Genomic DNA, 17,550 nt, shown 5'->3' with positions numbered 1-17,550 from the left:
AGCTCATTCGTCGAGCCACCGCTCGATCTGATCGAGGTCCGCGCCCGAGTAGATGTTCGTACCGTCTTCGGCGTCGAGGAGCATCCAGTCGTAGGGCACCCTCGACGCGCGTTCGAGCCGATACCCCGCCCGTGCCGCTCGGGCCGTGAGTTGCCGAATCCGCACCGCCGTGGGTTCGAGCCGCCTGCATAGTCGTTTCCGCCTAGCCGACGCAAGGAGATACGACTCGTGACCATCAACCTGACCGACGCGCAGTGGTTCAAGTCCTCGCGCAGCGGGGTCCGGGCAACGACTGCGTCGAAGTCGCCTGGCTCGAAACCGGCCACGTCGGAATCCGCGACTCCAAAACCCAACCACCCCGTACTAATCATCACCAGGCCGCGCTGGCGCCCATCGTCGGCGCCGATGCGGTGGCGGGCTCCTCGCCGCCGCCCTCGGAAACCTCACGGCGAGGTCCGCGCAACCTGTCCCCACGGAATGGGACACCTTCATCCCTGACACAAAGGCTGGCGAATCCAACCCGCCCTCACAGCCTCCTGGACAACCGATCACCACGCATCCATGCACGCAACCCCGAGAATCCCCTCCACCAATACCTTCTCGAGCACGCAACCACAGCCAGTCGACCCCGCTGGAAGCCGAAGGAGCCCATCTGACTGCGGAAGGTAAGTCGGGTACGGCACACGACGCGCCCAGCACTGCAACGGCAAAACCACCGAACGCCAAACCCTCTCGGTCCGGCGCTCCCCGAAAGTCACTGCAGAACAACAGGACCCACCGCAGCCCAACCAACCCTCGGGCCCCACTGACCTTCCCCCGAATCGAACACCTTCACCGCCAACCTGCACGACACCACCCCCACCCCCGCTCGACTACCGTCTCCCGCGCATCAGTTCGCACGCCACGCACGTTTTTGCCCACGATTTCGTGCGTGGCGTGAAAACACCTGCGCGGTACAGGGTTCAGTGCATCAGGGACTTCCGGTCATGAGTCGGACGCGGATTCCACCACAGCTCGGTCAGCAATTGCCGATTTCGGCGAGCCCATCAGCGGCCATCATCTGCCAGTGAGTGGCCAATACTCCACGGCTGACCACCGCCCCCTCGACCACCTGAGCCCCACCACCCTCATGGACGGCCCCGGGTTGGACACATGATCACGTGGAAACTGGGGCGGCATCGCCCGAGAGGCCCCCACCACCAGCGCCACCTGATCTTGATCGTTGGGCGAGGCCGGAGGGTCGCAGAGGTTCGAGCTGGGGGTTGAGGGGGTTGTCGGTGGGGGTGGGGATAGTGGGGGGATGGGGGTATTGGATGAGCCGTTTGTGGGGTCTTGGGCAGTGGCGGCGGGGGTGGTTACGCGCTGGGAGCTGCGGCACAACTTTGTGCGGGTGTTTCCGGATGTCTATGTGCGCAAAGGGTGCTCGCTCGATGCGAGAGGGCGCGCCCGTGCCGCTGCGCACTGGGCGAAGGGTGATGGTGTTCTGATCGGGCGCTCGGCGGCCGCCATGCACGGCACTCGCTGGCTCGATGCAGATCAAGCAGCAGAGATCGCCAGGCGCGGACACTGTCGTCCGCCCTGCGGGATTCGTGCCGTCCGCTCGGTTATCGAGCCGAGCGAATGCTGTGAGGTCGACGGGTTCACGGTCACAACACCGGCGCGCACTGCATTCGACCTCGGTCGGCGGCTGCCACGCGAGCGGGCCGTACCGATCCTGGACGCACTGTGTGCGGCCACCGGACTCGAACCAGGTGAAGTCGCGGTCTTGGCATCGAAACATCCGGGCGCACGTTTCCTCAACCGTTTGCGCACAACCCTCCTCGTCGTAGATCCAGGCGCCGAATCCCCACCCGAGACACACACACGCTTGCTCGTGATCGACGACGACTTACCCCGTCCCGCAACACAATTAGTGATCCGTAATCACTACGGCGAATTCGTCGCGCGCGTCGACCTCGGTTGGCGCAAATGGCAGGTTGCCGTCGAATACGACGGCGCCCAACACTGGACCGACCCCACCCAGCGCACCAAGGACATCGACCGCATAGCCCGCATCGAAGCCCTGGGCTGGCGCGTAATCCGCATCAACGCAACCCTCCTCTACCACCGCCCCCACGTAGTCCTCGACCGCGTCCGCGCCGCCCTCACCACCCAAGGTGCACAACTGAACAAATGATCACGTGGAACCAGGGCGGCATCCCCCGAGAAGCGACCACCACCTCGCCAGGGTGGCGGGGTTTGCGTAGGCCGCGCCCGGTGCGCAAGCTGGCGAGGAGTTCGCGGCGCAACGCGCCGCGTCCCTGCAGATACAGGGCCTTGTAGATGGTTTCGTGGGACACGCGCATCTCCGGGTCGTCGGGGAATTCCACGCGCAACGCACCAGCGATCTGGGCGGGACTGTGCCGCTGTCCCAACCGGTCGGCCACCTCGGCGTGCAAACCGCGGTTGGTTGCCAGCTTGCCAGGTTTGGGACGCCGTGCCCGCATCTCGGCGCGGCGCTGGGCGATGCCGGCCCGATAACCCACCACCGCGATCCGGCCGCTGCGGCGGGCACCGAACCGGTGGGTGCGCCGATACCGGACCCGCCCTGACGGGCGCGCCTTGTTCTGGGGGCCGTTGCGGCGAATCTCCCGGTAGATCGTCGAGGGCCAGCGGCCCAGCCGCCGCGCGATCGAGTTGATCGACTCCCCGCCCGCCACACCGATAGCGATCTCTTCCCGCTCGGTCGAGCTCAGCCGCGGCCGCGGCCCGGTCGTGACCGGATCAGTGAATACTGGTGCCACCCCGCCACATTCGCGCAACCACCGCAGCCCGGTGGTCTCCGACACGCCGACAGCCGCCCCGGCCGCCGACGGCCCCACCCCCGCCCCGACCAACTCCCAGAACCGGCGCACCACCCCCCGGCTCGGCCCCAACGACTCCATCCAACAACCCCTTCGATCAACTCGACGGTGCTGTTGCAACCACCCCTCGAGCCCAAGCCAGAAGCGACCATCACCAGCGCCACCTCATCTTGACTATCACGCACCGCCACCCAGACGGGCCCAGGTTGGACACATGATCACGTGGAAACTGGGGCGGCATCGCTCGAAAAGCCACCGCCACCAGTGCCACTTGATCTTGATGCCTAGAGGGGTTGGTGCCAGAGGTCGGTGAGTACGTTGCTGATTTCGGCGAGGGCTTCGGCGGCTGTCATGCGCCAGTGGGTTGTTGGCACGGCGCGGTTGTCGACTGCGCCGTCGACCACCTCGGCCCAAATCGACGCGCCGATCGAGCCGGTGGGATCGTCCAACGCCGCCGTGAAGTAGATGACGTCGCCGTGGAATCGAGCGGGCTGGTAGTCATTGCGCAGCACGACCGAGTGCACCGCCGTATCCAGCACCCGCGTGAACCGCTCGGAGCCGAAGGAGGCGAACGGCTCCGGCAGCTCGACCAGCCGCTCGGCGAGTTGCGCCAAGTCGATATCGGCGGCGAAGCCGAGGTCACCGGCCTGTTCGCCGAGCAGGCCGCCGATCAGCTCGGCCACCGGCACGGGTGAGCCCGCACCTTGCGCGCGTTCGTCGGGGGGATCGGCCATATAACTGTCCATCACGGCGAGCGTGGCCACCCGCTGTCCGGCTCGCTGCAACTGCACCGCGATCTCATGGGCGAAGACACCGCCCATCGACCACCCGATCAGGTGATATGGCCCCTTCGGCTGGACCGATCGGATCGCATCGACGTAGATCGCGGCCCACTCCTCGATCGTGTCCGGCAGTACCGCGGGTGCGGCCAGGGTCGGTGCCTGGATGCCGTAGATCGGCCGGTCGGAATCGAGGTAGGCGGCCAGTCCCGCGAACGACCATGCGATACCTGAGACCGGATGGATGCAGAACAGCGGATCGGCGCTACCTGTCGCACGCAGCGGCAGCACCACATCGAAGGCCACCTCGCCCTCGACCTGCCCACCCGCCCGGCGAGCCAGCTCGGCCAGGAAGTCCGATGGGGTCGGCGCGGTGAATATCCGCATCACCGGAATCTTGTCGCCGAGTATCGAACTCAGCCGCGCGGTCAGCTTCGTGGCGATCAGCGAATTGCCGCCGCGCTCGAAGAAGTTGTCGTCCATACCGAATCGGTCGAGGTCGAGCACCTCCGCGAAGGCGGCAGCGACTGTTTCCTCGATCGGCGTCGCCGGTGCGCGGTACTGGCGTGCCTCGAATGCGGGTTCGGGCAGCGCGCGCCGGTCCAGCTTGCCGTTCGGCGTCAGCGGCATGACATCGAGCACCACGATGGCGGCGGGAACCATATACCCGGTGAGGAATTCGGCCACTTGCACACGCAATTCATCCGCATCGATGCTGGCACCGGCCGCGGGCACCACATACCCGACGAGCTGATCCCCGAGACGTTCGCTCGAGCGGACCAGCACCACCGCCTGGCTCACACCGGGACAGCGCAGCAGCGCGGATTCGATCTCGCCGAGCTCGATTCGGAAGCCGCGCAACTGAACTTGCTGATCACTGCGCCCGGCATAGGCGAGTCCGGAGTGGCCCCAGCGACCGAGGTCACCGGTGCGGTACATGCGAGATCCCGGCGCGCCGAAGGGATTGGCAACGAAACGCGCCGCCGCGAGCCCCGGCCTGCCGAGGTATCCCCTGGACAGCTGGGCTCCGGCCACATAGATCTCCCCCGGTGTTCCGACCGGCACCGGATGCAGGCGCTCATCGAGCACATACCCGTCCAAACCGGGGAGCGCACGTCCGATGTGGCTGTCCGGACTGTCCGCGAGCTGCTTGTCCAGCGCAAGGAACGATACGTGCACCGTGGTTTCGGTAATCCCGTACATATTCACCAGCCGCGGCGCATCCGGGTCATGACGCTCGTACCAGCGCCGCAACTGCCGCAGATCCAATGCCTCGCCACCGAATACGACATGCCGCAGTGCGAATTCGCGATCCCCATCGGCCGCCCGATCGGCCTCGATGAGCTGATAGAAGGCCGACGGAGTCTGGTTCAGCACCGTCACCCGTTCACGAATCAGCAACTCGCGGAAAAGTTCCGGTGCCCGTGAGGTCGCATAGTCGACCACGACCACCGCGCCGCCGGTGGCCAACGCACACCACAGCTCCCACACCGAGAAATCGAAGGCGAACGAGTGGAACAGTGTCCACACATCAGTCTCATCGAAACCGAACAGCGGCTGGGTATTCGCGCACAGCTCGACCACATTGCGATGCGCCACACCAACGCCCTTCGGCACACCCGTCGAACCGGAGGTGTAGATGACGTAGGCGAGATGATCCGGGAGCAGCGGTGCGATGCGATCGGCATCGCTGACCGGTCGGTCATCGAATTCCGTTGTCTCTTCGAGCAATATCACCGGCAACTCGCCGACCGGCACATCGGCACGTTGTTCGGCAGTGGTGAGCACGCAGACCGGCACCGCGTCCGACAGCACGAAGGCCAACCGCTGCGCCGGATAGGTGATATCGATCGGCAGATACGCCGCACCCGCGATGAGCACGCCGAGCAGTGCGACCGGCAACTCCTCGGTACGGGCAACCGCGACGGCTACCAGCGATTCCGGCCCGGCACCGGCAGCGATGAGCGCCCTGGCCACCCGGTTCGCCCGCCGCCGCAGCTCCGCGAAGCTCAGCGCGGTATCGCCGAATCGAACCGCCACCGCGTCGGGCCTGCGCCGGGCCTGATCGGCAATCAGATCGGGCAATGTCGCGGCGGGCACCCACGCACCGCGCGAATTCCATTCGTGCAGCACCCTGGTGCGTTCGTTGGGTCCGAGCAGCTCGATATCACCGACGATCACGGCGGCATCGGCGACGACCGAGGTGAGGATCCGGGCGAATCGATCGGCGAAGCCCTGTACCGTCGCTGTGTCGAAAAGATCTGTCGCATAGGTGAATTCGGCCAGCACGCCTTGGGTTTCACCGCGCGGGCCGATCCGCTCGTTCAGCGAGAGCCGCAGGTCCACCGTGAACGGATCCGTTGCGTGATGCCCCATCGCGACCTGGAACAGCGGATGCCTGCCGGTCACCTGGACCGGATCGAGTATCTCGACCAGTTGTGTGAACGGCACATCGACGTGCGCGAATGCGGCGGCATCGACCAGACCGACCGCCGCCAGCAGTTCATCGAACGTCGCATTCGGGTGGTATTCGGTGCGCAGCACCACGGTGTTCTCGAAGGTCCCAGGGACCCCGGCGGCGTCGGTGGGACCGACGGCGACTAATTCACCGAAGGTCGCACTCGGATTGCTCAGCACCACAGCGTTGTCGAGGGTGATTCCCGAGGCCGGCGCACCGATGGCTATATCGCTCATGCCGGACAATCGCGCCAGCAGCACCGCGAAAGCCGCATGCGCCACCACGAATACCGAGGTATTCCTGGCCTCGGCAAGCCGACGCAGTTCGTGGTGCAGGTGCACCCCGATCTGCAGCACGACCTGCCCGCCGTCATAAGAGGGCACGGTCGAGCGCGGACGGTCCATGGGCAACGTCAACTCATCCGGCAGTCCTGCCAGCGTGGTGCGCCAGTATCGAACCTGGGTGATTACATCGGACCCCGCGCTATCACGCACGGCCGCAACCGAATCGGCGGTGACGAATGCACCGAGCACAGTGCGCAACCGCTCGGTCAGCGCCTGCGCCGCCGAATCCGCGACGGCATCGCGGCGATACAACACCTCTACTCGCAGCTCGCTGCCCAACTCCGCCCGCACGGTGACCGGATAGTGGGTGTAGTCGACCGAACTCACACCACTGACCACCAGCCCGCCGACGGCGCTACCCGCCTGCCGCAGGCCATCGGCATCGATCGGGTACGACTCGTAGGCCACCAGCGTGTCGAACAACTCGCTGCCACCCGCGATCGCCTGGACATCGGCCAGCCCGAGATAGTGATGCTCCAGCAGCGCCGCCTGCTCGCCTTGCAGCGCGGTGAGTAGCTCCGAAACCGTTGTGGCCGAATCGAATCGGACCCGCACCGGGATGGTGTTCACGAACAGGCCAACCATCGCGTCGACCCCGTCGAGCTGCGGTGGACGTCCGGAAACGGTGACGCCGAAGACGACATCATCACGGTCGGTGATACCCGCGACGACCACGCCCCACGCCGCCTGCAGCACCGTATTGACGGTGACCTCGGTCGCCGCGGCGAAGGAGCTCAGCGCGGCCGTCTCGGTCGCCGACAGTTCGAATGCGGCCCTGCCGAATCCGTTGTCCGGGCCGAATCCGTCGTCCAGCACAGCCGGGCGCACCAGCGCGGGCGCGAGCAGCGTCGGTGTGACCTCGGTCAGCGCGGTTTCCCACGCGCGCAGTGTGGCTTCGCGGTCCTGGCGCGACAGCCACGCCAGATAGTCGCGATACGGCCGCACGGCGGGCAGCAGCGCGGTATCGCCGCTGGTCGCGTAGAGGATCAGCAGATCCTTCATCAGCAGCGGCATGGACCAGCCGTCGAGCAGGATGTGATGGGCCGTCAGCACCAGGTGCGTGCGCCCGGATGCGGTGCGATACACCGTGAATCGCAACAGCGGCGCCAGCGCGGCATCGAATCCGGTGCGCTGGTCGGCGGCGAGCAGATCGGGCAGGTCGGTGTCCGGCACCTCGGTGACCACCCGCCACGGCACCCGAACCGCGTCGGCGATGAGCTGCACCGGTTTACCGTTCGCGCCGAACGTGAAGGCGCTGCGCAGATTCGCGTGCCGGTCCAGCACCGCCTGTGCCGCGCGGCGCAGACGGTCGAGTTCGAATTCGCCCGAGAGTTCGACGGCCACCTGAATGACGTAGGGGTCGACCGACTCCGCCAGCATTTCCATCAGGAACAGCAGGCCGGTTTGCAGCGGCGACAGCGGCAGTACCTCGACCAGGCCCGGATAGTTCGTCCGCCAGCTGTCGAGTTCGTGCTGGGTGGTGGACACGAGCGGCACGTCCGAGGGTGTGAGACCACCAGCGTCCGGGTCGGCTACGTGCCGGGCCACCGCCGTCAGTGCGGTGAGCCAGTCGTCGGCCAGTTCCTGAACCGCCGCCGCGTCGAGGATTTCAGCGGCGTACTTGAACACCACGTCCATCCGCGGTCCGGCCTCGGTATCGACGACGATCGCATTGATGTCGACCACGGCCGATGCGGGCAGTGCCGGATCCTGGCTGTCGTCGAGGTCACCCAGATCGCCGGACGGGAGCCAGGCCGGATCGGACAACTCCGGTGCGCCGCCGGCGGCTATCCGGCCCAGATAGTTGAAGCCGATCTGTCCGATATCACCGGCCAGACCCGAATTCAGTTGGCACAGTAGCCCGAAGCCGATCCCCCGATCCGGAACCGCGAGTAATTGCTCCTTCACCGAGCGCAGTACCGCCGCGGTCTCGTCGGCAACGCCGGTGAGATCGAGCGCAACCGGGTACACGCTGGTGAACCAGCCGATCGTGCGAGTCAGATCGGCGCCGGGCACGGTCGCTTCTTCCCGACCGTGGCCCTCGAGTCGAATTCTGGTGACCGGGAGGTCGATACCGCGTCGCGCGCGCCAAGTCCGCACCGCCATGGCCAGTGCCGCGAGTAGACCGTCGTTGACCCCGCCCCGGTACAGCGCGGGTACTGCGGTCAGCATCGCATCGGCGACATCGACCGGCACCTCGACCGTCAACTGCCGTACCGTCGCGTGCGTATCAACGGTGGGATCGAGCGCACGCGTACCGAGCAAGGGATCCGGTGTGGCCAGCACAGTGCGCCAGTAGTCGAGCTCGGCCGTCCGGGACGGCGAACCAGCCGCCTCGACCAGGCCGTGCGCCCAACGCCGGAACGATGTTCCGACCGGCGGCAACGCAATGGCCATCCCCGCGCAGCGCTGGGCCCATGCGGTGATGAGGTCCGGAATCAGGATCCGCCACGACACGCCGTCGATCACATAGTGGTGCGCCGCGAAGACCAGCAGATCGCGTGCATTCGACCTGCGCAGCCAACTGAACGCGACCATCCGGCCCGCGGCCGGATCCAGTGCCGCCAGCGCGGAAGCCACAGCGGCATTGCCGATTCGGTTGAGCTCGGTTTCGTCGGAGACTTGCACCTCGGACAACAGCGTCGACGCGTCGAGGGTTCCCGGCGCGGCGACCTGCTGCCACCACCGTCCGTCGACCTGCCATACCCGCGCCCGCAACATGTCGTGGTGATCGAGCACGGCAGTGAGCGTGGTGGTCAGTCCGGTGCTGTCGATGCCTTCCGGCAGCGCGAGCACAAGGGTCTGCGCGAATCGGCCGAACGAACCGTTCTCGAGGAAGCCCGCGAGCACCGGGGTGAGCGGGATATCGCCGACACCACCACCGGGCAACTCCGCCAGCACGACCGGCGCGGGATCGGTACCGAGCACCGCGACCCGCGCCAATCCGGCGACGGTCTTCTGCTCGAAGACATCGCGCGGCGTGAAGCCGATTCCGACCGCCTTGGCCCGCGAAACCAACTGGATCGAGACGATACTGTCGCCGCCGATGGCGAAGAAGGAGTCATCGGCTCCGACCTGCCGCACGCCGAGGACCTGCGCGAACAAGTCCGCGATCCGCGATTCCAGCGGGCTGGAAGGTGCCCGCGATACCGCGGCGGTGAACTGCGGTTGGGGTAGCGCTGTGCGATCGAGCTTGCCATTGCTGGTCAGCGGCACCTCGTCGAGGACGACGATCGCCGAGGGCACCATATGCGAAGGCAGTACTCGCGCCGCGAATTCCGTTAGTCCGTCCTGGTCGACGATACGGTCGGCCACTGGAAGCACATAGGACACCAGTGCCGTCGCACCAGCGGCAGTTTCGCGACCGAGAGTGACGGCGAACGCGACATCGTCGTGGCTGCCGAGCACCGCATCGATCTCACCGAGTTCGACACGGAAGCCGCGAACTTTCACCTGGAAGTCGCTGCGCCCCACATAATCCAGTTCCCAGGTCCCTGTGGCAGTCGCGTACCACCGGACCAGATCGCCGGTGCGGTACATCCGACCCCCCGGCTCGCCCCACGGATCGGCCACGAAACGCTCCGCGGACAGCCCGGCTCGGTTCCGATAACCGCGGGCAAGCGCGCCGCCCGCCAGATACAACTCACCTGTCACTCCGGGCGGCACCGGGTGCAGCCGGGAGTCCAGCACCAGCGCGGACATGCCGCGCACCGGACGACCGATCGTAATGTGCTGTCCCGCGAACAATTGCGCATACGACGAAATAATGGTCGTCTCGGTCGGGCCGTAACCGTTGTAGTACCTGCGACCGGGCTGCCACTTGGCCAGCAGTTCCGGTGTCGTGACATCGCCACCGACGGATAGCACCTCGAGGTGCTCCAGGCCGGCCGGATCCACCGTGCCGAGGACCGCGGGAGTGATGATCGCGTGCGTGACCTGTTCGGTGCGCAGCAGTTCACCGAGCTCGTCCCCACCGGGCACGGTGGACGGCACGATCACCAGAGTCGCGCCGACAGAGAATGCGCACAGCCATTCCAGTACCGACGGGTCGAAGCTCGGCGCACAGATATGCAGGAAACGGCGGTTGGGCTCCAAACGGTAGAGCTCGATGGCATGTTCCAGGAGGCCGCCGAGTCCGGCGTGGGTCACCGTGACACCCTTGGGGATACCGGTCGAACCCGAGGTGTAGATGACATAGGCCGGGTTGTGCAGACGCAGCGGGGTGATCCGGTCGGCATCGGTGATCGGCGCGGCGGATCGGTTGGCGCACAATGCCTCCGTCGCCCGATCGCCGAGCGCGAGCCACGGCACGTCGTCGGGGAGGTCAGCGAGGTATTCGACCGAGGTCAGTCCGATGACCGCGGCCGAGTCGGTCAGCAGGTACCTGACCCGTTCCAGTGGGTGGTTCGGGTCGACCGGCACATGTGCGCCACCGGCCTTCGCGACGGCCAGCACGGCGGCGACCATCTCGTAGGAGCGCGGAAATGCCAGCGCGACCAGACTTTCCGGGCCGACACCGCGCTCGATCAGCACCCTGGCCAACCGCGACGAGTACCGATCGAGTTCGCGGTAGCTGATCGAGCGGCCCGCGTACCGGATCGCGACACGGTCGGCCCCGAGGCGCAGCCCGCGCAACAGCAGATCGGGCAGCAGCCCACCAGCCATCACGTGATCCGGTTGTACCCTGGTCAGGAAGGCGAGTTCGGAGTCGGCCAGCAGCGGCAGATCACCGATCGGTGTTTCCGTATCGGCGACGATCGCGGTGAGCAGCCGCACGAACCGGTCCGCGAAGCCGCGCACCGTCGCGTCGTCGAAAAGGTCGCGCGCATAGGTGAATGCGGCGAACATACCCGCACTCGACTCGCGAATCGCCAGCGACAGATCGAATTTCTCGGTGATGAAATCGAAATCCACTGGGGCGACCCGCAAATCGGGCAGCTCGAACGAGTTGTCCGGCAGGTTCTCGAACGAGAGCGCCACCTGGAACAGCGGATGCCGTGCCGTCGATCGTTCCGGTTCGAGCAGATCCACCAACCGCTCGAACGGAATATCGGCGTGCGCGAAGGCCTGTAGATCCACATCCTTGGCATGGGCCAGCAGTTCGGCGAAGGTACTGCCGCCCGGCACCTCGGTACGCAGCACGAGCGTATTGACGAACATGCCGATGACATCGTCGAGTTCGGCCTCGCCACGCCCGGCGACCGGTGTGCCGATGGCGATATCGTCGGTGCCCGACAGGCGCGCCAGCAGGACCGCGAGCGCGGCGTGGACCACCATGAACAGGGTCGCATTGTGCTCGCGGGCCAAGCGCAGCAGCCCCGCGTGCACATGCGCATCGATCGGGATATCGCACCGGCCGCCGACGAACGACGGGACGGCAGGCCGAATCCGATCCGATGGCAGGTTCAGCTCATCCGGCAGCTCGGCAAGAGCCTGTCGCCAATATGACACCTGTTGTCCGGCAAGTGACTCCGGATCGGACTCCGAGCCGAGTACCGCCCGCTGCCACAGCGCGAAGTCGGCGTACTGCACCGGCAACGGTGTCCATGCGGGAGCGGATCCGCCCGTTCGAGCGACGTAGGCCAGCATCAGGTCACGGGTCAGCGGGCCCATGGACCAGCCATCAGCGCTGATATGATGGGCTACCAGCACCAACACGTATTCGCCTGCACAGCACAGCAATTCAGCACGCACGGGCACTTCGGCGGTGACATCGAATCCGGCACTGACCAGTTCGATGATTCGATCCCGCAGCTCATCGGCAGCCACATCGACCGCTGTCAGATCCGGAACGGCCTGTCCCACAGGCAGAATCACCTGGTAGGCGATACCGTCGCGAGTCGGATACACGGTGCGGAGCACCTCATGCCTGGCCACCACATCGGCAACCGCCAACCGCAGTGCATCGAGATCCAGTGCACCCGACAGTCGCACCGCTACCGGCACGTTGTACGCGGCCGAATCGGTATCGAACTGGTTCAGGAACCACATCCGCTGCTGTGCCAGCGACAACGGCACCCGGTCCGGCCGCGTAGCCGCGGCGAGTGGCGGCCTGCGACCGGAGCCGACCCGCTGCTCGACCCGGACCGCCAGTGCCGCGACGGTGGTCGCCTCGAACAACACCCGCACCGGCACCTGCGTATCCAACGCGGCACCCAGCCGCGCCGCCACCTGAGTGGCGATCAGTGAATTGCCGCCGAGTGCGAAGAAGTCGTCATCGATTCCGACCCGATCCACCCCGAGCACCTCGGCGAACACCCGGGCAACGATCTCCTCGATCGGCGTCGACGGCGCACGGAAGACCTGGGTCTCGAACTCGGGCGCGGGCAACGCCTTCCGATCCAGCTTGCCGTTGGCGTTGCGCGGCAGTGCGGCCAGAACCACGTAGGCAGCGGGCACCATATAGGACGGCAGCACGTGGACCAGCGCCGACTTCACCTGTGCCACATCGATATCATCGCCAACCAGATAGGCGACGAGTCGATCACCGGTCCGCTGATCGGCATCGGCGAGCACTACCGCCAGCGTAACTTGCGGCAGTGCGACTAGTGCCGCCTCGATCTCACCCAGCTCGATCCGGAATCCACGGATCTTCACCTGGAAGTCGGTGCGACCGCGATACTCCAGCTCGCCATCAGCATTCCAGGCAACCAGGTCACCCGTGCGATACATGCGCGCAGCCGACTCGAACGGATTCGCCACGAACCGTTCGGCAGTCAGATCGACCCGACCGAAGTATCCGCGCGCCAACTGCGCACCGGCCAAATACAACTCACCCGAAACGCCGACCGGCACCGGACGTAACCGCGAATCCAGCACATAGACGCGGCTGTTCCACTCCGGCGCACCGATCGACACCGATACCGCATCTTTGTCGGTCACCCGATGATTGGTGACCGACACCGCGGCCTCGGTCGGCCCGTACAGATTGAACAGTTCCTTCTGCGGATAGGTGTCCCGGAACCGCTGCGCCAACTCCGCGGGCAGTGCCTCACCGATGACCAGCACCCGTCGTAAGGTGAACGGCAGCCGACCGGTCAACAGCGCGTCCAGCATCGACGGCACCACATGCAGCGTGGTCACCGACTCCCGGGCCATCAGATCGTTCAGATAATCCGGATCGCGATGCCCGTCCGGGTGGGCGAGCACCAAACGCCCGCCGAATACGGCCGCCGACCAGAACTCCCACACCGACAGATCGAAGGTGGCGGCCGTCTTCAGCAACACCGCGTCGCCTGGGCCGAGTACGAATTCGGTCGTCTTCCAGAGCAATTGGTTGACAATCGCGGCATGCGAAACCGTCACGCCCTTCGGCCGCCCGGTAGAACCCGACGTGAAGATCACGTACGCGGTATTCGCCGCGCGCAGCGGCCGGACCCGCTCGTCGTCCGCGATCGGTGTCGCGTCGACCCAACCGAGATCGAGTCGGTCCAGTCGCACCACAGGTGCCAGCTCGGTATCGAAATCCGCTGCCGCATTGGTCAATACGCAGACCGGTGCCGCGGCACCCAGAATGTAATCGGTCCGCTCCGCGGCCTGGTCCGGATCCACCGGCACATACGCGGCACCGGCCTTGGCAACCGCGTACATCGCGACAACCAGATCCACCGACCGGCGCAAGGCGAGCACCACCCGCGACTCCGGCCCGACGCCCCGGGAAATCAGGTGCCGCGCAAGACGGTTCACCCGCGCGTCCAGCTCGGCGTAGGTCATCGGTTCGCCGTCCGCGGCCATCAGCGCCACCGCGCCCGGTGTGGCGGCCACGGTCGCATCCAGCAGCGACACCAGTGTCGCCGTCGCATCCACCGCGTGGTCGGTCGCATTGCGGCCGGACACCAGTTCGGTCCATTCCGCGGCGTCGAGCAGTTCCAACTCACCGACGACAGCGCGCGGTGCCGCCGTGATCTCGCCGAGCAAACGCGCGAATCGAGCCACGAAGCCTTGCACCGTCCGCTCGTCGAACAGATCGTGGGCATAGGTGACGGCGCCACTGATGCCCGCGGGTTGGCCCATCTCGTCGTAGTGATCGCCGATGATCCAGTGCAGATCGAACTGCGATACCGCGGCATCGAAGTCCACCGCCGACACGGTCAGTCCGGGCAGTTCCAGACTCGTCGCGGCCAGATTCTGGAACGACAACCCCACCTGGAACAGCGGATGACGTGCGGTCGAGCGGACCGGATTCAGCACCTCGACGAGTCGTTCGAACGGCACATCGGCATTGGCGAAGGCCCCGAGATCCGTCTCGCGCTGCCGCGCGAGCAGTTCGGTGAACGGCACGGATTCATCGACCCTGGTCCGGAACACCAGGGTGTTGACGAACATGCCGATCAGCTGGTCCAGCGCCGCCTCACCACGACCTGCCATGGGCGTACCGATGGCGATGTCATCGGTGCCCGACAACCGGGCCAGCAATACCGCAAGGGCCGCGTGTACCACCATGAACAGCGTCGCGCCCTCGACGCGCGCCAATTCGACCAGCGCCCGGTGGGTTTCGGCATCGATATGCACCGGAACCTTGCCACCGGCGAAGGACTGCACCGGGGGGCGCGGCCGATCCGTCGGCAGGTCCAGTTGATCGGGCAGTTCGGCGAGTGCGTCGCGCCAGTAGGCGATCTGTCCGGCCGCCAACGACTCCGGATCGTCCTCACGGCCAAGTAGTTCGCGCTGCCAAATGCTGTAGTCGGCGTACTGCACTGGCAACGGTGCCCATCCGGGCACAGAACCGGCCGACCGTGCGGCGTAAGCGGTCACCAGATCGCGCGTCAACGGCCCCATCGAGGTGCCGTCACCCGCGATATGGTGCACCACCAGCGCCAATACGAACTCGGCTTGCGCGTCCTCGACCTGGAACAAGCCGACCCGAAGCGGCACCTCTGCGGTCACATCGAAGGTTGTCGAAAGAAATTCGCGCACAGCCGATTCGAGTTGCTCGGCGGCAACGGTCTGAACCGTCAGCTCAGGCGCCGACTCATCCGCGGGCAAAGTCAACTGCACCGGACCGGTGTCGGTGTGGGGATACACCGTCCGCAGAACCTCATGTCGCGCAACGAGATCCGCGACCGCAGCGCGCAGCGCGGCCACGTCCAGCGCACCGCTCAAACGCACCGCGATCGGAATGTTGTAGGCCGCCGATCCGGTATCGAACCGATTCAGGAACCACATCCGCTGCTGAGCCAGCGACAGTGGAATCGCCTCCGGACGCGGACCGGCAACCAATGCCTTGCGGTCACCAGCCCCGGCATGTTCCGCCACTGCGGCAGCAAGCCCGGCGACGGTCGGCGTCTCGAAAAGTAGACGCACCGGAATCCTGGCATCCAGCGCGGCACCGAGGCGCGCCATCAGCTGGGTGCCGATCAGTGAATTGCCGCCGAGATCGAAGAAGTCGTCATCGGCACCGACCGGCACTTCGAGTGTGAGTACCTCGGCGAAGAGTTCGGCAACTACCGGCTCGATGGCACCCGACGGCGCGCGGAAAGTCTTGGTGCGCAACTGTGGCGCGGGCAGCGCCTGGCGATCCAACTTGCCGACCGGGGTCAGCGGGATCTCATCGAGCACCATAATGGCGCTCGGCACCATATGGGCGGGCAGTTTGCTTGCGGCCAGCTCGGTCAGCTCCGTCGTATCGATCACGACACCATCGACGGCACGCACATACGACACCAGAATCGTGGCGCCACTGTCCTGTTCGTGACCGACGGTAACCACGAAATCGATGCCGTCGTGTGCGGCGAGCACCGCGTCTATCTCACCGAGTTCGATGCGGAAACCACGGATCTTCACCTGGAAATCATTGCGCCCCAGGTATTCCAACTCGCGCTCGGCCGTCCACCGCACCAGATCGCCGGTGCGATAGAGCCGCGAACCCGGCGCACCGAACGGATCGGCTACGAACCGAGCGGCGGTCAGACCTGGTCGGTCGTGATAACCGCGGGCCACCTGCGCACCGGAAATATAGAGCTCGCCGACGACCCGGCCCGGCACCGGCGCGAGCTCGGAGTCCAGCACATATTCGGTGATCCCGCGGATCGGACCACCGATGGTCACCGGTTCGCCCGGCACCAGCGGTGCGCTGATATTCGTCATGATCGTGGTCTCGGTCGGACCGTAGCCATTGAAGAATTCCCGGATGCGGCCATCAGCGATCGGTAATACCCAGCGCTGCACCAATTCCGGCGGACAGGCTTCACCGCCCGCGACCACGACACGCAGCTCGTCCAGCCCATCGGCGGGCAACGAGGCGAGCGCGGCCGGGGTGATGAAGGCGTGCGTCACTCGCTCTCGGCGCAGCAGTGCGGCCAGTTCCGTACCGCCGTACACCGTCGGTGCGGCCACGACCATGGTCGCGCCCCGACTCAACGCGAGCAGCAACTCCAACACCGATGCGTCGAAGGAGGGTGAGGCGAAATGCAGTGTGCGCGAATCGGGTGTCAGTGTGTAGCGCTCGCGCTGCTCATCACAGAAATTCGACAGCCCCGCGTGGGTGACGACTACGCCCTTGGGCGTACCGGTCGATCCGGAGGTGTAGATGACATAGGCCGGATGCTCGGCGCGCAGCTGCCGGAGCCGATCAGCGTAGATGATCGGTTCCGCCGAATATGCCGCCATGTCCAAGGTATCGATGGCGAGCCATTCCGGACCATCGGGCAGCTCCACCGCCGCAACGGTAAGGCCGAGTGCCGCACCGGAATCCGACAGCATGTGGGCGATGCGATCGGCGGGATAGTTCGGATCGACGGGCACGAATCCGGCGCCGGCCTTGGCGATCGCCCACACCGCAACGATCGATTCCACCGAGCGTGGAATACCGACCGCGACCAAATCCTCCGGCCCGATACCGCGCTCGATCAGCAAGCGCGCCAAGCGGTTCGACCGATCATCGAGTTCGGCATAACTCAACCGCGCCAATGTCGTCGTCGCATCCGCGAATACGACCGCGGGTCCGGCCGGATTGGCCTCCACGGCGGTGGTGAGCAATTGCGGCAGGGTCTTGATCCGGGGGCGTCGAGTCCGGTTGGGCCGCTCGCGATTCGGCCGCGTCATGCGCCGAACCCCTGTCGCGCACCGCGCGCGAACGCCAACACACCTTCGAACAAGCCGAACATTTCCGGGACTACTTCCTAGCG

General features: G+C 65.9%; 4 protein-coding genes and 1 pseudogene. 2 read left to right on the top strand and 3 right to left on the bottom strand.

Annotated elements, in window-relative coordinates; genetic code table 11:
• Window positions 1-3: 3 nt before the first annotated feature.
• Complete coding sequence (locus ACIBG0_RS10680) at window positions 4-165, bottom strand: hypothetical protein (RefSeq protein ID WP_397031367.1); 162 nt, start codon at window positions 163-165, stop codon at window positions 4-6.
• A gap of 89 nt (window positions 166-254) precedes the next feature.
• Between ACIBG0_RS10680 and ACIBG0_RS10675 the strand changes: the two genes are divergently transcribed.
• Together ACIBG0_RS10675 and ACIBG0_RS10670 are read left to right on the top strand one after the other, a co-directional pair.
• Window positions 255-656 (top strand): DUF397 domain-containing protein, encoded by a 402-nt coding sequence (locus ACIBG0_RS10675; protein WP_397031365.1) that lies wholly within the window; start codon window positions 255-257, stop codon window positions 654-656.
• Window positions 657-1,300: 644 nt separating this feature from the next.
• Window positions 1,301-2,176, top strand: coding sequence for an endonuclease domain-containing protein (locus tag ACIBG0_RS10670; RefSeq protein ID WP_397031363.1), 876 nt, complete (start codon window positions 1,301-1,303; stop codon window positions 2,174-2,176).
• Here ACIBG0_RS10670 and ACIBG0_RS10665 read toward each other — a convergent pair.
• Together ACIBG0_RS10665 and ACIBG0_RS10660 are read right to left on the bottom strand one after the other, a co-directional pair.
• Window positions 2,145-2,924: a transposase gene (locus ACIBG0_RS10665; protein WP_397031361.1), complete on the bottom strand. Its 780-nt coding sequence runs from the start codon at window positions 2,922-2,924 to the stop codon at window positions 2,145-2,147. The genes ACIBG0_RS10670 and ACIBG0_RS10665 overlap by 32 nt on opposite strands.
• Before the next feature lie 203 nt (window positions 2,925-3,127).
• Window positions 3,128-17,467: pseudogene (locus ACIBG0_RS10660) on the bottom strand (amino acid adenylation domain-containing protein); the annotation flags it as partial.
• Window positions 17,468-17,550 lie beyond the last annotated feature (83 nt).

It is taken from the genome of Nocardia sp. NPDC050630 (genome assembly GCF_044457245.1).
Classification (GTDB): Bacteria; Actinomycetota; Actinomycetes; order Mycobacteriales; family Mycobacteriaceae; genus Nocardia.
This window is presented reverse-complemented; position numbering and strand designations above follow the sequence as displayed.

Bases quoted from the DNA above. Each gene is read 5' to 3' on its own strand.
- ACIBG0_RS10665 (WP_397031361.1), bottom strand. From the start codon at position 2,924: ATGGAGTCGTTGGGGCCGAGCCGGGGGGTGGTGCGCCGGTTCTGGGAG.
- ACIBG0_RS10670 (WP_397031363.1), top strand. From the start codon at position 1,301: ATGGGGGTATTGGATGAGCCGTTTGTGGGGTCTTGGGCAGTGGCGGCG.